Below are 21,075 nucleotides of genomic sequence, written 5' to 3'. Positions count from 1 at the left end.
GCCCTGATCGGTCGCGCCTACGGGGCTCAAGACCTTGCACACGATGTGCGGCTGGCCTGCCACGGGCTCGACGTTAACGACAACGAGTTCGTTATCGGACTGATCGGCAGCGCTCTGCATCCGCTGTCGCATGTGATCGAATCCATGCGCAAGACTCGGCAGACGTCGGAGTTCATACGCCAGATGGGCCCATTCTTCGTAGGTCACGTGGCCGCACGTATCCCCGGTTGATGCGCTTACAGGACACTGGGCGGGTGCAATCTCAGGTTTCGGCTAGTACCTGCAGGTACTCGTGCACCACGGTTTCTAGACCAACAAAGAGCGCCCTGCTGATCAGGGCGTGCCCGATCGAGACTTCGTCGAGGTGATTCAATCGGCGAAAAAGCACGAGGTTGTCGAGATCCAGATCGTGGCCGGCGTTGACGCCCAGTCCAAGCTCGTGCGCTTGCGCGGCCGCTTCGGCATAGCGGCTGAACGTGTGCCGGGCGGCATCCCAGCCATCCAGCCACGCTCGTGCGAATGGCCCGGTGTACAGCTCGACGCGGTCGGCGCCCACCTGCTCGGCCCACGCAACCGCTCTGGGCTCAGGGTCCACGAAGAGACTGACACGGATTGCTCGTTCGCGTAGATCCGACACGACCGATCGCAGCTCGTCGCCGGTTTTCATCTCGGGCTGCCAGCCGGCATCGCTTGTGATTTCGCCTGGCTTGACTGGGACCAACGTGGCCTGGTGAGGTCGCACCCGAGCGACCATTCGCAGCCAATCGGGCCGCGGGTCTCCCTCGATATTGAGCTCGACCTCCTCGCGTTCGGACGCAAGCAGCTCCGCTATGTCCAGGACATCACGCACGGTGATGTGACGTTCGTCCGCGCGTGGATGCACCGTGATGCCACGTGCCCCTGCGGTCAGGCAGGTGCGCACGGCTTGCAGGACGCTGGGAGCGCTGCCGCCCCGGGAATTCCGCAGTGTTGCCACCTTGTTGACGTTGACACTCAGACGGGCCGCCATGGTTGAGCTAGATACACAGGCGCCGGCGCTTTGTGAAGACTAGCGTCCACGAGGCGGTCGTTCCCGCTTGCGGAACCAGAAGCGATAGGCCTCCATGCGAACACGCTGCTCCTCGGGAGCCCGGCGGTCACAGGTCGAGAGCTCGTCCGAGCCTGCCGGCGCACCCCAGCGCAGCTCCACGCAGTCGTTGGGGTTGTACGCGATCTCCAGCGCCTCTTGGCGTTCGACCAAGGCCCGCAGGCTCAGCGTGTGTTCGGAGCCGTCGCTGCGCCGGTAGCCGAACGATCGCCGCTCGAGCTCCCGAGGCAGCTGGTCCCGAAGCTCCGCCAGTGCCTGGTCGCCGCGCTCGCCGTCGGCAAGCGCGAAGCTGGCGCGCCGGCGCTCCACCGTTCCGGGAAAACCGAGCACGGTGTCCATGGCGATCAGAAGGCGCATGTCGCGCGAGGGCGTGGAGTAGTCTTCCCAGGCTCCCCGTGTTTCGAATACGGCGTGGCCCGAGGGCATCTCGATGGGAGCGAACCCGCGCGACCGCATGTACTGCGTGCCGTTGTCGACCGAGATCACCCTGCGGCGTACCTGCTCTTCCAGGGCGTCGACGAGGCTCGTAAGCCGGTCGGCCGCGTCCAAGGGCAACGGATTGATCAGCACGTCCATGCGATCATAGAAGTCGTCGGCCGAGCCTTCGTACTGCTCGATGCTGAAGGGTGCGGACAGAATCGAGTCGCTGAGCTGTCCGTTGTCCAGCGCAGCCAAGGTGCCCAGGGCCGGGTCGATGCGTAGCGGTCTGAACGCCTTGAACCCGGCTCCGGCGCGGGCGGTGTCGGACTTGAACAGGAAGGAGCCTCGCCAGAAGCGCCTGCGGCTCACCGTGGAGTCCGGTTGCGCTTCGGCGGCCATCAAGACGCCGTAGCCGTCGCTTTGCCACGGTCTTTGTGGAAACCACTTCACCAAGACCATGATGTGTCCATAGGGATCCGCAAATACCGTGCCCGGGAGCAGGCTCTGCCGCGAAAGCGACACGGGGTACAGGTCGCTGACCAGATCCTGCGGTTGGGTCCGTCCGCTTGCCGAGTGCACGACTGCCTGCATCGTGGTCAGGTACTTGTGGAAGGACGCTACGTGGCTCAGGCCGGGGTCGCGCGGCTCGCCGTTGCCGTACAAGACGGGCTGGCAGCGTGGTGGAGTGCTGGCGTCCCCGCGAGTGCAGGATCGGTAACCGAAGGGCAAGCCGAGCTTCCAGGCGAAGTACGCCCGCAGCGCGAAGGGCAGGTCGGCACAATCCGGCTGCAGGTGCAGCTGCTGTTCCTCGTCCAGACCCAGATGGTTGTAGAGCAGGTTGCGCGTCTGGTCCTGCAGCAGCACGTGCAGGTTCGGCCAGGTGCGACCGTCGTCCGCCGGGAAGTCGAAGAGCTGTTCGACGAACGCCGCGTAGAGATTCTCCATGGCCAGGCTCCAGTCTCTTCGAGCCGTCCAGAAGACTTCGCCGGGATTCAGGATCTTGGCGCGGTCCACGCTGACCATGCGTACCCGAAAGCGCCGGCAGGCATGGATCCTGGCGCCGTCGGCCAGCACGGCAGTCCACCAGCCCGGGGTTGGCTTTTCGAGCGTGGTCCACTGCGAGAAGGGTGGTCCGCCCAGTCGCCTGGTTTCGCTGGCCGCGATCTGTCCAGCGGGGTCGATCAGCTGCAGCGATGCAGGCGCAGCGGCTTCGCTCCCGGTTACCACGACTCGCAGCCGATCGTGGCGCGTCGGCCAACGCGGCGACACGAACACGTGCTGGGCGCCGCTTCCACGGCAGGAGGCAGGGCTTGGGAGAACTGCGGGGGCGGCAGGCCGAACGACATCGCCGAAACGCTGATCGAGCTGCCCGCCAAACACGACCATGCGGGTCACTCGGTCCAGCAAGGAGCGTCGCGAGCTGCCGCGTCCAAGCTCGAGGTCGCTTACGGTCACCCGACGCACGTCGAACAGGGTCTCGCCTGCTGGCTCACCCTCGGTCTTGGGAGCGCACTCGGTTTTCGGTGCAGCCTCGGTCTTGGATGCACATGCGGTGTTGGACGCACACGCTGCGCTGTACTCACCCAAGGCGTGCACGACCATGGGCGAGCCCTCCTGGTTGCGCCCCAGGTACAGCATGATGTGCCCGGGAAAATGCAGCAGCACGACGCCGTCCACTGCGGCCCGGTCGAGGGAGCGCAGCTTGGCTTTCGGGTCCGCTTCCGAGACATCGAGCGCCAGGCTGCCCGCTTGGGCCTGCCAGCTGCTGTGGCGAGGCAGTACGAGGCCAAAGGACTCGAACACCTCCATCACAAAGCGCGAGCAGTCCAGGCCGCCCTGCTGACCTCCGAATCCGTAGGCTGCGTCGAGGTATCCTAGAGCCGTCTGCAACAGGGATCGCCGCGTCAACGGGCGCTGAAGCGAATGGAAATCGGCAAGATTCCGGACTTCGTGAAAGCCGTGCTCGCTCGCGACCCATGCGCTCGCGGCCGGGCTGTTGCGAGGCAGCGTCGTGTAACGAGCCACCAGATGTTCCGAGCCGTTCGCAGCGCGCAGCACCACGTTCCTTAGCGCACGTACACGCTGGCCCTCGAGGTAGCTTCCCGCCAGGCTTGCCGGTAGTGGGGGGGAGAGAGATGCGTCGTCGTTGATCCAGCCGAGCGAATAGCGTGTCCGGACGAGCCGCATGCCGTTGGGCCAGCGCCCTAGAGTCTGGATCACCTCCTGTTCGTGTGCGCTGCTGCACGCGTTGCGGTCGATGCTGGGGTCGCCTGTGGTGCTGTAGAGCGGAGCGTCGAAGGGGCCACATCGAAGCGGCGTAACCGCGAGCGCCACCCGCAAGCGAGCACGCGCCAGCGGATTCGCCGTGAACAGTGCGAGCTCGCTGTCACTCGGCTTTTTGCCCTCTCGAGTGACATACTCGCCGGAACGCAGTCGCTGTAGCATGTAGCTCAAACGCTCGGCGAGCGATTCGGTGAGCTCGGCGCCATCAACAGGGGCCAGCAGATCGTTTTGGCTGAAAGCGAAGCCTGCTCCCCTCCGGCCTACCGCCGCGTTGTGCCGCTCGATCTCTTCGACGCTCAGCACCACATCGTCGGCGTTGCCCGCCAGCTCCAGTTGCGCGATCCAGTAATCCAGTGTCAAGTGCTCCGGCTTGACGCCCGGCAGGGGCGAGGGTGCCGGCATCCGGGCGGGACAGCCAGGCGTGACCGCAGGGGTCTGGGGCGCAGGGGGGCTGCGAACAGCAACGGGCTTTGCAGCGGGCGCGCCGGCAGGACCGTGGCTGCAGGCCTGGGCCATCAAGAGCAGCGCCAAGGCCCAGCGCGCGCAGCGAGCCCGCACGACGCAGCGAAGCGTGCGGGCTAGGTAGGACCGCCGAACGTCTATGCGTGCCAATTTGAGCATGAATGTGCCACGTGCTAAGGTGGGCGCTTGGGTGGTGCTACCGAAGCGCTACGAGCTTGTCGAGTTGCTGGGCAGAGGTGGTTTCGGCGAAGTGTATCTTGCGCGAGACCGGGCCGCCCAGGAACGTCTCCTCGCGCTGAAATGGCTGCCTACCGCGGCCGATCGGCTCATCCACGAGTCGTTTGAGCGCGAGTTCTCGACGATGGCGTCCATCTCGCTGGCCGGGGTGGCTCGGGTGCACGACTTCGGCGTGGCCGGCGATGCCGGAGCCACGCCTTTCTTCACGCGCGACTTCGTTCCCGGCACATCCCTGGCGGAGGCCGATCGGCTCGATGACGCGCAACGCATCGAGGCCATCGTGCGCGCTGCGACGACGGTGGCTCCGCTCCATCGCGTCGGTGTGATCCATGGCGACCTCAAGCCCGGCAACCTGATTCTGGATGCGAACGGCGACCTTCACGTGATCGATTTCGGTCTCGCGCGCATCATGCATCACCGCGATAAGCCCTATGAACGCTCCGGCACCGTCAGCTTCATGGCGCCCGAGCTGTTCGAGGGCAAGGCGATCGACGTCCAGAGCGACGTGTACGCGCTCGGGGCCACCTTGTGGGTCCTGCTCGTGGCCGCCCCGCCTTTCGCGGAGCTGGGGGCCCGCGCGCTCGAAGCCAAGCTCGCTGGCGAGCGCCCAAAGGCACCGGCTCGTCTGAGTCCGAGCGCCAGTCGTGCCCTGGAGGTCGCCTGGCATGCCATGCGCCCGGATCCGCTGGACCGATTGGCAACGGTGGACGAGTTTGCCGCGGCGCTGGCCGGCCTCACGAACGCTCCTGTTGCGGCCGTTGCCCGGGGGTTCGTGCCACCGCGGCCTCGCGGGCACGGTCGCGTGCTCGAGGTGCTCGAGTCCCACGCTGTTGGGGCGCACAAGGACGCGGCCGAGCGCCAGGTTCTGCTCCTCGAGGGCCCCCCTGGCTCGGGGAAGTCGACGTTGCTGAGAGAGCTGAAGTGGCGCCTGCAGGTGCGCGGGTTCACGGTACTCGAGATCACCGCCTGCGAGCACGATCCGTTTGCAGCGGCCGCAACGCTGCTGCGGCAAGCCGATCTGCTTTCCGAGACCGGCAGCGCCCGGCAGGCGCACCACACGCTCGAGAGACTGCAACGCGCAGAGCGGGTGGAAGCGTGCGATCTGGCGGCGGCTCTGCACAGCTTGCTCGACGGCTCCTCCGGCGCGCGAGGCTGCGTTGTGCTCATCGACGATTTGGACCTGGCCGAGGGGTGGCTGGGCACGTGTGTGCGCTACGCCGTCCACGACGCAACGGCCAGACCGTTGCCGGTGATCGCGACGGCCACCGACAAGACTGCGCTTGGAGTGCGCGAGCTTGGCGCGCGCGAGACCTTGCACTTGGCGCCCCTGTCCGCGCATGAAGTCTCGCAACTGGTCACGGATGTGCTGGGTCCCGTGGACGAAAGCGTGACCGAAGCGCTCATCGAGCACAGCGGCGGGTTGCCTGCCGAGATCGTCGACGCCTTGGCGGAGCTGTCAACCCGCAGGGCACCCTCGGCAACGGACGTTCGCAGTCTTCCCTCCGGGCAGTCGCGGCGCCTGATCGCGCAAAGGCGGCTGGCGGCGGTCTCGAGCAGCGCACGGCGCCTGCTGGAGATCCTGGCCACGGTGGGAGGAGCGCTCGCCGGCGAACAGCTTGACGCACTGGCAATGGCGACGGGCTTGGACGCTGGTACCACGGATCGCGAGTTTCCGGACCGTAGTGTTAGCCGGCGCCTGCTCGAACAGGGCGAACGAGCAGGCCTGGTAGTGCGTGCGGCCGAGCGTGTGATGCTCGCAGACAAGGGTGTGCTCGATGTGCTTTTGCAGCAACAGCACCCGGCGCAGCGAGCCCGGCTGACCCGAGCGCTTCTGACCTCGAAGGTCTTTCCTACATTGCCGAGTTTCGCTCGTGCCTGCATCGTTCTCGCATGTCCGGGTGAAACCGACGCAGCCAACGTGGTTTCCGAGGCCGCTCGCGAGCTGACGGCTCGCGACGCTCACACCTCGGCAGCCCAGCTGTACGAGCGACTCGCAGAGCGGCAGGACGGCCTCCTTTCCGATTCTCCTGCACTCGCGCTAGCTGGGTTGCGCAACGTCATCGGCGAATACGAAAAGGCCGCCGAGCTTTTCGAACAGGTACTCGTGCGCACCGGCGCGTCGGTCGTAGACAAGACCGAGGCAGCGTTGGGAGCTGCCCGGGCGTTCAATCTGCAGTGCAAGTTCGACGAAGCGGTGCAGATGCTGGCGCGTGTGCCGGTCGATGCCCAAGCAACGACACGGGCGCGCGTGTTCCGAGAGCTGGCAAGAAACCAGCTGCGGCGGGGCGACTACGCCGAGGTTGACGTCGCTGTCGAAAAGGGTCTGGCCTGCGCTGCGGAAGACGATCCCGTGCGCATCGAGCTGCTTGGTTGTGCGGCGCTCGTCGCGAGCTACCGTGGCGAGCATACGGGTGCGCAGGCGACTGCGGACAAGGCGCTTGACCTCGCCCGGCGAATCGGCACCAAATCCGATCTTGCTTCCGCTCAGAGCTGCCTCGCGATCATCCACCAGCGTGCCGGTCAGCTCGAGGACGCCGAGCGGCTTTACCGAAACAGCATCGAGATCGCCGATCAGCTTGGCGACAGCGGGAGCATGGCCAGTGGCTCGCTGAACCTGGGTACCGTGTTGTTTCTGCGGGGTCGTCCCGCGGAAGCTGCGGCACACTACGAAGGGGCGGCGAAGCTCGCGCGGCGAGCAGGACGGACGCCCTCGGAGCTAACCGCGCGCAGCAACCTGGCGCAGCTGCACATCTACCTGGGCCTGTACGAGAGAGCGCGGCTGGAGCTACGGGCGATTGGACAGGACGCCGAAAGCGTGGGCATGCGCCTGCTCGCGGGCCAGGTTGCCGACTACCAGGGTGATCTCGCGGCGCGCAAGGGCGATCTGAGCGCAGCGCGGGAGCGCTACGACGAGGCGGTGGCACGCTTCGAGGAACTCGGGCTGCGGCGGGAGCTCGCCGAGGCTCAGCTCGACGCTGCGGAGGCACTGCTGGATCTTGGCTCGGGCTCGGACATGGCAGATGCGGGGCGGCGCCTCGCCCTGGCACGCGATCTCGTCAAGGACTCGCATCCCGACGATCTCGTCGGGCGCCAGAGGTTGCTCGCCGCACGGCTAGAGCTCCGGCGCGGCAGCGGCAGCCCTGTGCTGGGGCAGCTGGAGCAGCTTCTGACTCTCGCGCGTCACAAGCGCGACTTCGAGCTCGAGTGGCAGGTCTTGGCGGCTGTGGCCGACTACCACGACGGTGCGGCCGCGAGCTTCCTTGCCGGTCGCTTTTCTCGGCTGGCGAGAGAGGCGCTGCAAAGGATCGCATCGACCATACCGGTGGAGCAGCGCGAGGCGTTCTGGCACGATCCCCGGCGCCGGCGTGTGCGCGAGCGCGCCAACGCCGCGCGCGAGCCATCCGGCGAGCAGAGCAGCAGTGGCCGAGGGCGACAAGCTCTTGACGACCCGCGCATCGAGCGCCTCCTGGAGTCGATCCGCAACCTGGCCTGCGAGCTCGAGCTCGACCGCTTGCTGGAGCGCATAACCGAGAGTGCGGTCGAGCTGTCGGGCGCTGAGCGCGGCCTGCTGTTGCTGACCGGCGATCACGACGAGCTCACGCTGCGGACTGCGAAGGGCGGATCGGACGTGCTGGACGCGCACGCGGCGTTCAGCCGTTCGATCGCCGAGGCCGTGCTGATCGACGGCGAACCCATCGTAAGTGTCGACGCGCGCGGGGATGAACGGTTCAGCGAGTACATGTCCGTACACCACCTGATGTTGCGTTCGGTGGCCTGCATGCCCATCCGGGGCCGCAAGGGCGTGGTCGGAGTGCTCTACCTGGAGCACCGCAGGCGTGCCGCCCGCTTCAGCGATGCTGACGTGGAGCTGCTGTCGGCCTTTGCGGACCAGGCGGCTATAGCCATCGAGAATGCGCGTTTGCACCAGGAGAACAGCGAACGAAGCCAGGACGTCGCGCGAATCAACCGCGCGCTGGAACAAGCGAAGGCAGAGATCGAGCTGTTGCTGGAAGCGCGGACATCGGAGCTCGAGGAGGCTCAGCGCGAGCTCATGGCCGCGAAGCAGCAGGCAGCCGCAAGTTCGTGCCGTCACGGCATCGTGGGATCGGCTGCAGCCATGCGACCCGTGTTCGATGCCATCGATCGACTGGCGCAACTTGCGGTCCCCGTGGTGGTGCGGGGAGAGAGCGGGACGGGAAAGGAGCTGGTCGCTCGGGCGCTTCACTACGCGGGCCCGCGAGCCAAGGGGCCGTTTGTCGTCGTCAACTGTGCGTCGATTCCCGATTCGCTGCTTGAAAGCGAGCTCTTCGGTCACACGCGTGGAGCCTTCACGGGCGCGCACCAGGATCGCCAAGGGCTGATTGCCCGCGCCTCGGGGGGCACCCTCGTTCTCGATGAGATGGGCGATATGCCTTTGCGCATGCAGGTGAGCTTGCTCAGGGTGCTTCAGGAGGGGACGGTGCAGCCCGTTGGCGCAGAGCGTGAGAAGCCGGTCGATGTACGTTTTATTGCCTGCTCGAATCGGCCGCTCAAGGAGCTGCTGGGAGCCGGCCGTCTTCGGGAAGACCTGTATTATCGCCTTAGCGTCGTCGAGATCGCGCTCCCGCCACTGCGAGACCGGCTCGAAGACGTGCCGTTGCTGTGCGCCCACTTCCTGCGCCTGTTTGCGAAAGGCGCCGCGGCATCCTCCAAACGGCTATCAAGTGGCGCACTGCACAAGCTGTGCGGGTTCTCCTGGCCTGGCAACGTGCGACAGCTCGAGCACGTATTGCTCAGTGCTTCGGTGCTGGCCAATGGCAGCGTCATCGAACCGGACGACATCGCCATCGGTGAAGCCGGATCCACTTCGGATGAGGCGCGGCAGGTCTCACTGCAGGGCGCTTCCACGCCCTTGCGGGACCGTAAGGTTGCCAACATCGGCGAGCACAAGCAGCGAGAGAGGGAGTCCATCTTGGAGGCGCTGCGGGCGAGCGGCTGGAATCGCGCAAAGGCCGCCAAGATGCTTCAGATGCCGCGCCGCACCTTCTACCGCCGCTTGCGCCAGTACGAGATTCTATGACCGCCCCGGTCTTCGCCATCCATAACCGCTCAGGCTCCGGGAAGTCGGGTTTTCAGGTGTTTTCTGGGCGAGTGCGCCCGCAGGAGTCGACCGGAAAGTACGTCGGGCTCCCAACACCATCCACGCCTTGCGTGGAGCAACGCAAGGCAGCTCGCGCACGTGCCTGCTGGCGTGTAGGCTAGGAATCCGCACATGATCAGGTCATACACCCTACGGGCTCGGGCCGCCGCTATCGTGTCAGCCACAAGCTGGGCCCTGTTGGCGGGCTGTCCGCAGGATCCGGAGATTCCCATGGACATGGGCGCGCCATGCGAGACCGTAGCCGACTGTCCGGGTAACGGCGCTCGCACATGCGGCAAGCTCGCGGCTTGCGTCGCGGGACGCTGCGAGGCCGGACGCTCCCTGCTGATTCCGTGCGGCGATGAGACCCCTGCGTTGCGCATAGATGGCGGACCGGTGGCTGGTGGGGGTGCCGGGGGCGATGCGGGTACGCCCGTGGATTCCGGGAGGCTCGATGCGTCGAGCGGGGATGCCAAGCTTGACGCTTGCTCGTCGTGCGGCGAGGCGGGTCCCAGCGACGCGGCGCATTCCGATGCACCGGTGGACGGCGCCTCCTAACTGCCCACGATGTCGTCGGGCTTGTCGTCGAACGGCGGCCGGCCATCGTCTTCGGCCCGCGGTTCGGGCGGCTCCCTGAGATCCAGTGCATCGAAAGCCTGCTGGGCAAGGTCAGCAAGCGTTTGCTCGCCCTCGCCCGCCGCACGCGCGAACAGCAGCCTCAGCTCCTTGGGGTCGTTATTCTCGGGCGCCTGTCCGGGACGAGACCAGTCGACCCAGTAGGCGTTCTTGCGTCTGACGTCGAGATGAACGAAGTGGCTGCGAGGGTAGTAACCCACGCCCACATGATGCAGCTTGCGGCAGTAGTCGCGCAGCTTTCGATTGGACACACCCCGTATCCAGAAATCGACCGCATGTCCCGCCACATGCCGGCTGGTCTTTTTGGTATAGCCTCCCGGCGGCCGGTAACCGCTGACCAGGTAAAGGGGCCGCCCACCGAAGTGATCCGATATCTGCGCGAGCAGGCGAACCAGGCGTGGATGCGGCTGCTTCGTGCGGCGGTTCTTGCGTGCTCGGAGCAGATGGCCGAGCCGGCGCAACGCGGGCCGCCGCACCCTGCCGCTCCTGTCGACCAAGCGCAGCCGGATGTGCTCCCTCGACCAGACGCGGTGCAGATTGGCCACCCCAGGCCGCGCGGGGCGGCCCCAGCGCTTCTCCGCACGCGCCCTCTTCTTCGCAGCTTCAAAGCCGGGCAGCAGCAGGCGCTGCCCTTCACGCAGCATCGCGTCGGCTGAGAGCCCGTTCGCCTGCGCCAGGCTGGCGACCGAGACGCGGTGGAAGCGCGCGATGCGTGACAGGTTTTGTCCCCGCCTCACGTAGACCACGCCACGTGCGGGGACGTTGAGCACCTGGCCAGGCCTGAGGGTCGACGCTCGGGCCAGGCGGTTCGCCGCGGCGAGCGGCCCCACGGTGATGCCGTAAAGGTGAGCGATTCGCGATAACGTCTGACCTTGACGAACGACGTGTTCCCGATCTGCATGCGCGGCCGAGGTCAACAGCAGCAGCGTGGCAAGAGCGAGGGAAGCACGCGCGAAAACCGATCCGAGCAGCCTGCTGTGCCGGCCCATGTCCCCGTGGATATGCTCTGCAAGAAAGATGATCAACCGATCCTTGCCCCGTTTTTTGATCTTCGAGACGGCCGATGCGACTCTCGGCTGGACGCCGTTCGTTCGTTGACAATCGAGAGCATACCGTGCCACGCGTGAGGCTGGTCCGGATCGCCTCCTATATCGGTGAAAAGGACTGAAATTAGCATAAATTTTATCTAAATTGGCTGCCAATTATTAAGAATTTCTTGACGCTTGGCTTGGGCGGGCCATAACGTCTAGGTGCCTGCCCAACGACCTTGGGTCGCGAGCCTTTAGTATCGCGATGCATCACGACGAAAAGCCGGTTCGAATCGTGGAGCCTCCCGCTCGGCGGGAGGCCGGAAAGAAGAAGCCTCCGAGCAGCAACTCGCCAGCAAGTCGCGCCGTTGAAAGCAGCCAGGCAGGCAGCAGCGGCGATGTGGCGGACCCTACTGTGGCTGCGACCGGTTCTTCCGACCAGCGGCCACGACCTCGGCGGACAGCTACGGCCAAGCAGCCGGGGCGCCGGGCTAACCTGGTACGCCAGGAGCGGGTCAACCGGATGATGTCGAAGGCCGAGCTGGCACGTCGCGCGGGACTCTCGGTGCTGACGATCGATCGCGTCGAGAAGGGATTCGGGTGCCGCATGGACACCAAGCGGAAGATCCTCGAAGCCCTTGGCCTGAGCCTCGCGGATCGCGTGCGCGTATTCGGCGAGGAGGAGTGATGCTCCGCGCATGTCCGAAGGCAGAAACCTCGTTGGCGTCGACATAGGCTCCAGCTCCGTCAAGGTGTGCGAGATCAAGGAGGGGCGAAGAGGGCGCAGGACGCTGGTGCGTTTCGGCTACCACCCTCTGCCACCGCAGACCATCGTGGACGGGCACATCATGAACTCGGGCGCGATCGTGGAAGGGCTCCAGCTGCTTTTCCACAAGAGCCGGCGCCGTGACGTCGCGCTGCGCATCAGTGGTCACAGCGTCATCATCAAGAAGATCACGATGCCGGTGATGACACCAGCCGAGCTGGGGGAACAGATCAACTGGGAAGCCGAGCAGCACATACCGTTCGACCTCGTAGATGTCCGTATTGACTACCAGGTGCTGGCGCGGCGCGAGGATCGGGGACAGATGGACGTGCTGCTCGTCGCAGCCAAGAAGGAAGAGATCGCCGACCTCACCAATCTCGCGGTCGAAGCGCGGCTACGACCGCATGTCGTTGATCTGGACGCGTTCACGGTGCAGAACTGCTTCGAGCTCGCCTACGCGAGCGCAGAGGGGCAACAAACCGTTGCGCTGCTGCACGTGGGTGCGTCGCTTACGACCCTGAACGTACTGTCGGGAGGTACCACGGCGTTTACGCGGGACGTCGTGAGTGCGGGCAATACCATTACGGATGAGATCCGGCGCCAGCTGGGGGTCGGTTTCGAGGAGGCAGAGGCGTTCAAGTGCAGCCAGGCGCCGGGCGCAATTCCGTCTCAAGTGACCGAGATCGTGCGGGACTCGGTGGATACCCTGGCTGGCGAGATTCAACGCTCGCTCGATTTCTACCAGGCCACCAGCGGCGATCAGCAGATCGAGAAGATCTACCTGTCGGGGGGCACCGCGAATCTTCATGCCCTGCGAAACAGCCTCTACGCACGGTCGCAGGTGCCCGTGGAGGCGCTGGACCCGCTCTTGGTGGCAGCACCGGACCCGAAGCGAGTGGATCTGCTGGCCCTGCAGGGCAGGGCGAGCCAGGCGGTCGTGGCCTACGGATTGGCGCTGCGCAAGGACCGGGAGCGGCGCGAGTGATCCGGATCAACTTGCTGCCCGACACCGTGCGGGCCACGAGCGGAGCGGGGAGCGGGGTCGTTTGGGGGCTGGGCTATCTGGTCGTCACTTTCTTGTGGTCTGTGGGCCTTGGTGTCATCTATTATACGTACAGCGACAAGCTCACGGAGCAGATGGCTGCCAATGCCTCGCTGGAGCGCCAGATAGAACAGGCCCGCAAGCAGAGCGAGGGACTCGAGGCAGTGCGGGCCAAGCTCGACAAGAGCCGCCAGCTCGAGACCGTCGTGGGGGAGCTGCAAAAAGCCAGAATGGGTCCCACGCGCGTGCTCATGGAGCTCAGCAAGATACTGAGTGTTGCACGGGGGCCGACGGTGGACGAAGAGCGTTTGGTGGAGCTGCGCAAGAGCAATCCCTTGTCGGGGTACAATCCAGGTTGGGACGTCCGTCGCTTGTGGTTGCAGTCCTTCGAGGAGGACCAGCGTGAGTGCGCGATCCAGGGATACGGCAAGAGCAACGAGGACGTTGCGGAGTTCCTGCGCCGATTGGCCCTGTCGGAGGTCTTCGACGAGGTCATGCTGGAGAAGACAAGCTCGGTAAAGACCAAGGGCTCGGGTCTTGAGGTGATCGACTTCCGGTTGACTTGCAAGGTGAACTACTAGTGGCTGCCCGTCAGATCAAGAGCTTCGCCGCCCTATCCAACACCGCAAAGGTCTTGCTCGGCGTGCTAATCGTGGCGCTGACCTCGTCCATCTACTACCTCGGGATGCACATGGAGCTGACGGAAAAGATCGACGGCGAGCAACAGAAGCGCGTGCGACTGGAGGGCGAGGTCAGAGAAGCTCAAAGCCGCCAGCAAGAGTATCTCAGGCTCCGCAAGGAGCTCGCGTGGCGGGAAGAGCGCGATCGTCGCAATCTGCGCATCTTGCCGGAGCATGCAGAGATCCCTGGATTCCTGGCGGATCTCAACCGGCTCGCCGAGCTGAGCGGCCTGCGCATGAAGCTTGTACAGCCCCGGCCCGAGGAGATGCAGGAGTTCTTTGTTCGGCTTCCCGTGTCACTCGCGCTGTCGGGCAGATACCATCAGCTGGCCAAGTTCTTTTATAACGTGAGCACGCTCGATCGCGCGATCAACATGGAGGACATCTCGCTAAAGGATCCCGAGCGTAAGGGCGAGGAAGTAACCTTGAGTGTGACGGTCCTGGCAACGACTTTTCGTCGCCTGTCGGAAAGCGAAAAGCCGAGTCCTTCCGACGCGAAGAAGAAAGGCTAGGCATGTCTTCCCCGGTCACCATCCAAGACCTCCGCACACGACTCGATTGGCTCATGGCTGCAGTCGTGCTTGGTTTGCTCGGCTGCGCCGAGGACCACCAGCGCGTCGCCAGAGGCCTGGGCGCTCCGGAACAGTCCGAGTCGCAACCATCCGCTCCGAGCCCCGACGAGCAGCAGGTCGAGCGGCAAGCTCAGCTGGTATTCGGCGACGAGGACTTCTCTGAAGCGGAAAGAAATAGGGATCCGTTTCGGAGCTTCGTATCGCAGTTCAAGGTGCAGCATTCCCGGGTCGCTCAGCGCGAAGTGATCATGCCTAACACCAGCATCGACGAAATGCAGCTCGTGGCCATCGTGAGCGGGGTTCCCAAGCCACGCGCCATGTTCGTGGATCCGCTTGGCGTCGGACACGTGGTCCAACGAGGCGTTTTCATCGGCCGGCCCCAGGTCGTTCGCACCGGGGGAGTCGACAACGTGGCGCTCACGCTGAACTGGCGGGTCGATCGCATACGCGACAACGAGGTGGTGCTCAGCCGGGAAGATCCGACCGACCCCAATCAGCCGCCCCTGACGCGGATCGTTCCATTGCATGAGCAGGTGGCCGCGGGCATCTAGCCCGCATCGATCACCAGCCTGCGGCGCCTTGTCGATACTGAACCGCCTGCCGCACGAAACCGCCTTGTCGATACTAAACCGCCTTGTCGATACTGAACCGCCTTGTCGATACTGAACCGCCTGCCGCCCGAAACCGCCTTGTCGATACTGAACCGCCTGTATCGGACTGAGAGCCCGAGGAAGATCGGAAGGGTGTGATAGCCGCTGATCCGCAGTCGAGGCACCGGAGGCATAGTTGGCACTATGTTGAGGATGCCGAAACGAAGACGCGGCGGCTGGCGCGGGCAGATCGGACACGCGGTTCCGAATCGACGCAGCGGCCGGAGGCTGGTGACCGATGCGGGCTAGCGATTGGAGCCAGAGCTGGGCTCACGTGATGCCGTGGAGCGCGCGGCCTCGGCATCGGCAAAGGGGGTAGCCAGCACTAGGCGGACGACGTCGGCAGCACGGCGCGCGCCGCTCTTGGCGAGGATGGACGCAATCTGCTTCTTCGCGGTGTGCTCGGTCACGCCGAGCTGAGCCGCGAGGTGGGAACGCGCCGACACGCCAGACACCAGAAGCTCGACGATCCGGCGCTCGCGTCGGGACATCCCGTGGCGGCCCGAGAACCTGTCGACCGCGTCCTGCAGCCCCTGCGTTCGAGCGACTTGCAGCGTCATGGCCCTGCGAGCAAACAGCTCGATGTCCCCGGAGCTTGCCGGCTTCTGCAGGTAGCCGGCGCCGAGCTCGAAGGCACGACGATTGGTCTTGGGACTATTGTGTCCCGTGAGAACGAGGATCAGCGCCTCTGCAAAACGCTCCCGAGCAAGCTCCGCAACCTCCAGGCCCGATCCATCTGGCAGCACGACGTCGACGACCAAGCCTGCAAGAGAGGCCAGGCTTTCCACCGCCCTACGGCCCGATGCGAGGCGCGACGCAATGCGTGTGGGTCCATAGCGCGACAGCACACGCCGCATCGAGCGCGCTGCACGTACATGATCGTCCACGATGAGAAAGGACGTGCGCACCCCTGTCCTACACCTCCTTCAAGGCTTGTTGTGCAAGGATAGCCGGTCGAGACCGGCCGCGCAGGCCGGATGCGATCGCCAGCGCAAGCTAGCCGCTGGGGGTCCACCGCGGCGCGCCGAGCCGGTGTCGCCGGCACGGTCGACTGCGACGTCGACGCCTGAGCCCCCGCTGTAGCGACCGGCTCGAGCACGATGCCACGAAAGGAAGAGCACTCGACCTTGCGTACCCGTCGCGAAGGGACAAACCCGTTGGCCTGCGTGCGCCAGTAGCGACGGGTGCCGCTGGTCATCTCGCGGTCCAAGCTCACATAGAAACCGGGCAGCATGCGCCGCAGCAGCAGGCTCCCTGGCTCTCCCTCGAGCTCCTTCAGCGTCGGCTTGGGAGATGGCTCGTCATGGCCGGCACCCGACGCTGGCGCGAGCCGCAGACCCGTCATCCCGGCCAGTCCCATCGATTCGGCTACCCATGCGTTCGCGAGCTGCTTCAGAGCCGACGCCGAGAACGCCGGGGCGATTCGAACCGGCTTGCTCGTGGCCGGGGGAGCTTCAAACCGCGCCAGCTCGGATTCGCTCGGAACCCTGGGACTCTGGCGAGCAGCTTGCCGTCGTGCCCATCGATAGCTGACGATGCGGTTGAGGTCGCCCTTGGCCAAGCACGAATCGCAACCCAACCAATCGCTCGCCACGGTCATTGGTGTCGCGGCGTCGATCGCGCTGCATGCCGCCGCCGCAGCCTTGCTGGGCTGGGTCGGGACGCTGCCTGACGTGGGGTTCGAAGTGCGGTTCCCCGCTCATGTCGAGTTTGGGGTGATCGAAGCCACTCCGGTCGACTCGACGGGCGAGCCGGCATCGAGCACGGATGGACATGGCCTGCAGGCGCGACCGAACGAGCGCGGCGATCGCCTCACGAGCGACAAGGCAGAGACAGAGCGATCGGGTGAAGGCGGACCGAAAGCCAGGCGACCTCGTGAGCCGCAGCGCAATCGCGAAGCCACCCACACCGCGCCTCACGAGCAGCTCGACATCGCCAGCCGACAGCTCAGGGCACTGGCTTCCGCATCCGGCACCCACCTGGCCCTGCGCCTGAACCTGGCCCGCATACGCGCCTCGCCCCTGGTGGAGGACGTTCGTGGTTTTCTCGAGGCCGTCCCCGACTGGCGGGCGGTGCTTGCTGGCTCCGGCGTGGACCCGATTGCGGATCTGGAACGGTTGTTCATTGCGTCACCGGACCTTCAACGCTCGCACCTGGTCATCGCGGGCGCGAGCGCAAACGCGCACCGGCGGGCTCGTCAGGCAGTCGAGCGGCTAAGTCGGCGCCGAGGCAGGCCCGCTACGTGGCGCCGCTCCGGACGCTACCTAACGGCCGCGTGGCTAAACGAGGATTCCACTCGGCGCGTGCTCACACTGCTCGACCGGAAGCACTTCGCGATCACGAGGCCCAGAGACCTGCCGAGGCTGATAGCCGTGGGACGGGCACTGCGGCGCAGACTGGCCAACACGAACGCCGCGAGGCAAGGCCAGCGCTCGCCCGCCCAAGCCCTGCTAAGGCTCGAAGACAGGTCCAGCGCCCTGGAGTTCAGCGTAGAGGGGGCTCGCCACTTCGTGCGCGGCGACACGACCCAGATCCCGATCAGGATGCGCCTCTCGCTGGTGCAGAGGGATGGTCGAGTCGCAGCAATCGCGGCGCTGCAATACGATACCGGGGCGCAGGCCGGGCGAGCCTCCCTATTCTGGGACAGCCTGCGCCAACGCTTTGCGGCGCAGCCCCTTGTCAGGCTCATGGGACTGGGGACGCCCCTGTCGGCGGGGATCATCGAGCGTGATGAAGCGCTGGTACGGGGACGAACCGAATTGAATTTCCAGCAATTCCGAGTGCTCCTCGGTTTCCTGCGCGGTGCTCTGCAACGATCGCAACCCGGAACGCCACCGGATGCGACGGGGGATTCGCCGAACTGAAACAGGTAGCTCCAAGGTAACCGTTCACCGGGGTCTTCGCGTCCACGGCAGCTTCCCCGGGCGCATTTCTGGGCGGTTTACGTCCTCGTCGCTGCCCTGCGAAATACCCAAGTACTCCTCGGGCGACTCCTGCTGGCGCACTCGCCCGGAAAACCGCCTGAAAACCCGACTTGCTGGAACCTGAACGCTTGCGCTCCAAGCCTGGCTTGCAGCTACTTCACAAGGTCCTTGAGCTTCTTCAGCGGCGTCGCACGCACCTTCTTGGAAGCCGGCTTGGCCGGAAAGACTCGCTCCTGCTTCGTGAAAGGATCGACACCCTTGCGTTCCTTGCGGGCAGGGATGCTCCTGACTCTGAGCTTCATCATATCGGGCACGACAAACTCCCCCGGACCGCGCCTTCCGAGCTCACGCTTGGTGAGATCCAGCAGAGCCCCGAAAACGCTCTGCACTTCTCTCTTGGTCAGCCCCGTCTTGTCCGAAAGCTCGCCGATTATCTGCGCCTTGGTCATGCGCTTGCTTGCCATCTGATTTCCCTCCTTTCGGCTGCTCACGCCGGCAAGGCGTCAGAGTGCCTCTTTCCCTCTCGGCCCCCATCGGGCGCCATCTATGCATCGGTGGGCCTGGAAAACAAGACCTTTTGGCGCACCCTCGCCCAAAAAAGCCAAAAAAACCCGGTTACGGGACCCAGCCTTGCGCAATTCGCCACGAAATGCAGGCTAGATCGGCTCGGATCACGATCTTTCGGACTGGGAGATCGAAGTCGCCGTGTCTCAAAAATGCCGTGTTTTCCACAGCGTACAGTGCACGAATGCAAGGCCGGCCAGGCAACTCGAGCCAAGCCGGCTTCGTTTCAGCCAACTGTATACAATTACGTGCCTTTTTGGCGTACTGTGGGGCGCCGCTTGACTTCCTTCGCGGCTTCGCACCCCTGGCTGCTGTCCATAACTTGTCCACAAGCCCGTTGTGGTAGCTGTCTGGCACACTGACCCCTTGGGCCGAGGTCGCCCGCCCAAGCATTCAAGATCACAGCCTTGCCCTTACTTCCGCGATCGGGTTCGGCCCGCTTGCCTCGCAGCAGGTACAGGCAACCGGCCACGTGGCCGGGCGGTCGCGTACAGCAGGTCCACTTTCGCCCGCATGCGCCGATCCTGATCCGGCGTCCGATGATCGAACCCCAGCAGGTGCAGCAGACCGTGCGCCAGCAGCCGCGTGACCGCCCCTGCCAGCCCGCGGTCTGCGGCATGACGCTTCGCCGTAGTGAGGGAGATCACGACGTCGCCAAGCACCAGCGGTATGCCCGGTACCTCGCCACAGGAGTCCCACGCGGATCTTGGCCCACGTAGGCCGCGGGCACTACCGCGCGCAACGCCCTCCGTGGAGGCAAACGCGAGCACATCCGTCGCCGTCTCGATGCCACGGTGGCGCCGATTCAGATCGCGCATGATGGCATCGTCGCAAAGCAGAACGGAAAGCTCGGCCGCCTCGAGCCGCAGCGCCTCCAGCATACGTTCGGCTGACCGGCGCACGGTCGAGCAAGAAACAGCGGGACGACCGGCGCCTTTATGGCGTACGTATGCGGGCACGACACGCTACCATGCACCGCCGGCACCGATCCTTCAACGCTAGACAACCGATCCGACGGCACATTCGAAAGTTGCGAGGAGCTTCATGTTCAGCAAGATCTTGATCGCAAACAGAGGAGCAATCGCGGTGCGCATCGCGCGCACCTGCGAACGCATGGGCATCGGTACCGTCGCCGTGTTTAGCGACGCCGACCAAGGGGCGCCACACGTAGCGGCCTGCGGCGAGGCAGCGAGGATCGGCGAAGCCCCTGTGAGCAAGTCCTACCTGAACGCCTCGGCAATCATCGAGGCCGCAAAGCAACACCGCGTGCAAGCCATCCATCCCGGGTATGGTTTGCTGAGCGAGAAGGCAGAGTTTGCCCGCGCGGCCGCCGCCGCGGGCCTGGTGTTCGTGGGTCCCGAGCCGGAAACGCTGGAAAAGCTCGGTGACAAGCTCAGGGCGCGAGAGATCGCGAGAGCCGCCGGAGTCGCCGCAGTGCCGGGCAGCGAGGCTGCCGTGTCGGGCGCCGTGGCGGCCAAAGAACAGGCCGCGCATCTGGGTTACCCCGTGGTTGTCAAGGCAGCCGCCGGTGGCGGTGGCATCGGCATGCAGGTCGTCGCCGATGAAACGCAGCTCGAGCGGGCAATGCAGTCGTGTGCCGACCGAGGCGCGTCCGCTTTTGGCGATAACCGCATCTACATCGAACGCTGCCTTAGTCGCCCGCGACACGTGGAGGTTCAGCTTCTGGCAGACGGTTTCGGCCACTGCGTCGCTCTGGGCGATCGCGAGTGTAGCCTGCAGCGCAGACACCAGAAGATCCTGGAGGAATCGCCCGCGCCGGCGTTCGCAAACATCCCGCACAATCGGATGACACGCGAGGAACTGTGCGACGCCGCAGTCAAGATCGCCAAACATTCGGCCTATCGCAACGCTGGGACCTGCGAGTTCTTGGCCGACGCCGACGGGTCGGTCTACTTCCTCGAGTTCAACGCCCGGCTCCAAGTCGAGCACGGCGTCACGGAATTCTGCACCGGCATCGATCTGGTGGAGATGCAGCTTCGGATCGCCGCAGGCGAGCCACTGCCGCAGTCCGTCAAGCAGGCCCGCGCCTCCGGACATTCGATCGAGGCGCGCATCTACGCCGAGGATCCACAACGTGGCTTCTTACCGAAGCCCGGTCGGGTTCAGGTGCTGCGCTGGCCCATCGACACACCGGGCAAGCTGCGCATCGACAGCTCCGTTACCTCAGGCAGCGATGTAACACCCTACTACGATCCGCTGGTTGCCAAAGTCATCACATACGGTCAAACACGGCACGAGGCGCTGCTCACGTTGGATCGCGTACTCGCGCAAACCGTGATCACTCCCCTGACCACCAACATCTCTTTCCTTCGCGATGTCCTTGGCGACGAAGCCTTCCGCGCCGGCCAGTACGATACGACTACGGTGGCCAGGCTGGTGGCGACCGCCAGCTGAACCGGACCGGGGCTGCCGCCGGGACAGCAACCGCCCTGTGGACGGCAACCGCCCTGTGGACGGCAACCGCCCTGTGGACGGCAACCGCCCTGTGGACAGCAACCGCCCTGTGGACGGCAACCGCCCTGTGGACAGCAACCGCCCTGTGGACGGCAACCGCCCTGTGGACGGCAACCGCCCTACAGACAAG

The 21,075-nt window shown here is 65.2% G+C and carries 16 protein-coding genes; 10 read left to right on the top strand and 6 right to left on the bottom strand.

What is annotated here, in order from left to right:
• Nucleotides 1-231: chlorite dismutase family protein (locus MJD61_02055; GenBank protein ID MCG8554062.1), on the top strand; the 231-nt coding region annotated here is incomplete at its 5' end.
• Nucleotides 232-262: 31 nt separating this feature from the next.
• Here MJD61_02055 and MJD61_02050 read toward each other — a convergent pair.
• Nucleotides 263-1,009 carry a pyridoxine 5'-phosphate synthase gene (locus MJD61_02050; protein ID MCG8554061.1) on the bottom strand — a complete coding sequence of 249 codons (747 nt, stop codon included), beginning with the start codon at nucleotides 1,007-1,009 and terminating at the stop codon, nucleotides 263-265.
• Between the two features lie 39 nt (nucleotides 1,010-1,048).
• Entirely contained in the window at nucleotides 1,049-4,411 is a 3,363-nt protein-coding gene (locus MJD61_02045) for an NlpC/P60 family protein (protein MCG8554060.1), read from the bottom strand.
• Between the two features lie 31 nt (nucleotides 4,412-4,442).
• On the opposite strand from MJD61_02045, the gene MJD61_02040 reads away from it, so the two are divergent.
• Complete coding sequence (locus MJD61_02040; protein ID MCG8554059.1) at nucleotides 4,443-9,548, top strand: sigma 54-interacting transcriptional regulator; 5,106 nt, start codon at nucleotides 4,443-4,445, stop codon at nucleotides 9,546-9,548.
• A 192-nt stretch (nucleotides 9,549-9,740) separates the two neighbouring features.
• Nucleotides 9,741-10,166 carry a hypothetical protein gene (locus MJD61_02035; protein ID MCG8554058.1) on the top strand — a complete coding sequence of 142 codons (426 nt, stop codon included), beginning with the start codon at nucleotides 9,741-9,743 and terminating at the stop codon, nucleotides 10,164-10,166.
• Here the strand turns inward: MJD61_02035 and MJD61_02030 are convergent.
• The gene (locus MJD61_02030; GenBank protein ID MCG8554057.1) at nucleotides 10,163-11,269 is read right to left on the bottom strand and encodes a LysM peptidoglycan-binding domain-containing protein; all 1,107 of its coding nucleotides are present in this window, start codon (nucleotides 11,267-11,269) and stop codon (nucleotides 10,163-10,165) included. The two genes, MJD61_02035 and MJD61_02030, sit on opposite strands and share 4 nt — an antisense overlap.
• Before the next feature lie 526 nt (nucleotides 11,270-11,795).
• On the opposite strand from MJD61_02030, the gene MJD61_02025 reads away from it, so the two are divergent.
• The 5 genes from MJD61_02025 to MJD61_02005 are packed head-to-tail and all read left to right on the top strand — an operon-like array spanning nucleotide 11,796 to nucleotide 14,883.
• On the top strand, nucleotides 11,796-11,960 hold the full coding sequence (locus MJD61_02025; protein ID MCG8554056.1) for a helix-turn-helix transcriptional regulator: 165 nt from the start codon (nucleotides 11,796-11,798) through the stop codon (nucleotides 11,958-11,960).
• Between the two features lie 10 nt (nucleotides 11,961-11,970).
• Entirely contained in the window at nucleotides 11,971-13,023 is a 1,053-nt protein-coding gene (locus MJD61_02020; GenBank protein MCG8554055.1) for a pilus assembly protein PilM, read from the top strand.
• Nucleotides 13,020-13,661 (top strand): PilN domain-containing protein, encoded by a 642-nt coding sequence (locus tag MJD61_02015; protein ID MCG8554054.1) that lies wholly within the window; start codon nucleotides 13,020-13,022, stop codon nucleotides 13,659-13,661. Before MJD61_02020 ends, MJD61_02015 begins: the two co-directional genes overlap by 4 nt.
• The gene (locus tag MJD61_02010) at nucleotides 13,661-14,272 is read left to right on the top strand and encodes a type 4a pilus biogenesis protein PilO (GenBank protein ID MCG8554053.1); all 612 of its coding nucleotides are present in this window, start codon (nucleotides 13,661-13,663) and stop codon (nucleotides 14,270-14,272) included. The genes MJD61_02015 and MJD61_02010 overlap by 1 nt, the downstream gene beginning before the upstream one ends.
• 2 nt (nucleotides 14,273-14,274) lie before the next feature.
• Nucleotides 14,275-14,883: a pilus assembly protein PilP gene (locus MJD61_02005; protein ID MCG8554052.1), complete on the top strand. Its 609-nt coding sequence runs from the start codon at nucleotides 14,275-14,277 to the stop codon at nucleotides 14,881-14,883.
• A 344-nt stretch (nucleotides 14,884-15,227) separates the two neighbouring features.
• Here MJD61_02005 and MJD61_02000 read toward each other — a convergent pair whose 3' ends face one another.
• The gene (locus MJD61_02000) at nucleotides 15,228-15,890 is read right to left on the bottom strand and encodes a response regulator transcription factor (protein ID MCG8554051.1); all 663 of its coding nucleotides are present in this window, start codon (nucleotides 15,888-15,890) and stop codon (nucleotides 15,228-15,230) included.
• A gap of 627 nt (nucleotides 15,891-16,517) precedes the next feature.
• Here MJD61_02000 and MJD61_01995 point away from each other — a divergent pair.
• Entirely contained in the window at nucleotides 16,518-17,846 is a 1,329-nt protein-coding gene (locus MJD61_01995) for a hypothetical protein (protein MCG8554050.1), read from the top strand.
• 212 nt (nucleotides 17,847-18,058) lie between these two features.
• Here MJD61_01995 and MJD61_01990 read toward each other — a convergent pair whose 3' ends face one another.
• Nucleotides 18,059-18,370 (bottom strand): HU family DNA-binding protein, encoded by a 312-nt coding sequence (locus tag MJD61_01990; GenBank protein MCG8554049.1) that lies wholly within the window; start codon nucleotides 18,368-18,370, stop codon nucleotides 18,059-18,061.
• 513 nt (nucleotides 18,371-18,883) lie between these two features.
• Complete coding sequence (gene ybeY / locus MJD61_01985; GenBank protein MCG8554048.1) at nucleotides 18,884-19,372, bottom strand: rRNA maturation RNase YbeY; 489 nt, start codon at nucleotides 19,370-19,372, stop codon at nucleotides 18,884-18,886.
• Nucleotides 19,373-19,514: 142 nt separating this feature from the next.
• Here ybeY and MJD61_01980 point away from each other — a divergent pair, with 142 nt between their 5' ends.
• The gene (locus MJD61_01980) at nucleotides 19,515-20,885 is read left to right on the top strand and encodes an ATP-grasp domain-containing protein (GenBank protein MCG8554047.1); all 1,371 of its coding nucleotides are present in this window, start codon (nucleotides 19,515-19,517) and stop codon (nucleotides 20,883-20,885) included.
• Nucleotides 20,886-21,075: the final 190 nt, after the last annotated feature.

Source organism: Pseudomonadota bacterium, from assembly GCA_022361155.1.
GTDB lineage: Bacteria > Myxococcota_A > Polyangia > Polyangiales > JAKSBK01 > JAKSBK01.
This window is presented reverse-complemented; position numbering and strand designations above follow the sequence as displayed.

Excerpts from the sequence above, each read along its gene's own strand:
- MJD61_02050 (MCG8554061.1), bottom strand. The coding sequence starts at position 1,009 with ATGGCGGCCCGTCTGAGTGTCAACGTCAACAAGGTGGCAACACTGCGG.
- MJD61_02045 (MCG8554060.1), bottom strand. The coding sequence starts at position 4,411 with ATGCTCAAATTGGCACGCATAGACGTTCGGCGGTCCTACCTAGCCCGC.
- MJD61_02035 (MCG8554058.1), top strand. The coding sequence starts at position 9,741 with ATGATCAGGTCATACACCCTACGGGCTCGGGCCGCCGCTATCGTGTCA.
- MJD61_02025 (MCG8554056.1), top strand. The coding sequence starts at position 11,796 with ATGATGTCGAAGGCCGAGCTGGCACGTCGCGCGGGACTCTCGGTGCTG.
- MJD61_02020 (MCG8554055.1), top strand. The coding sequence starts at position 11,971 with ATGTCCGAAGGCAGAAACCTCGTTGGCGTCGACATAGGCTCCAGCTCC.
- MJD61_02005 (MCG8554052.1), top strand. The coding sequence starts at position 14,275 with ATGTCTTCCCCGGTCACCATCCAAGACCTCCGCACACGACTCGATTGG.
- MJD61_01995 (MCG8554050.1), top strand. The coding sequence starts at position 16,518 with ATGCGGTTGAGGTCGCCCTTGGCCAAGCACGAATCGCAACCCAACCAA.
- MJD61_01990 (MCG8554049.1), bottom strand. The coding sequence starts at position 18,370 with ATGGCAAGCAAGCGCATGACCAAGGCGCAGATAATCGGCGAGCTTTCG.
- MJD61_01980 (MCG8554047.1), top strand. The coding sequence starts at position 19,515 with ATGTTCAGCAAGATCTTGATCGCAAACAGAGGAGCAATCGCGGTGCGC.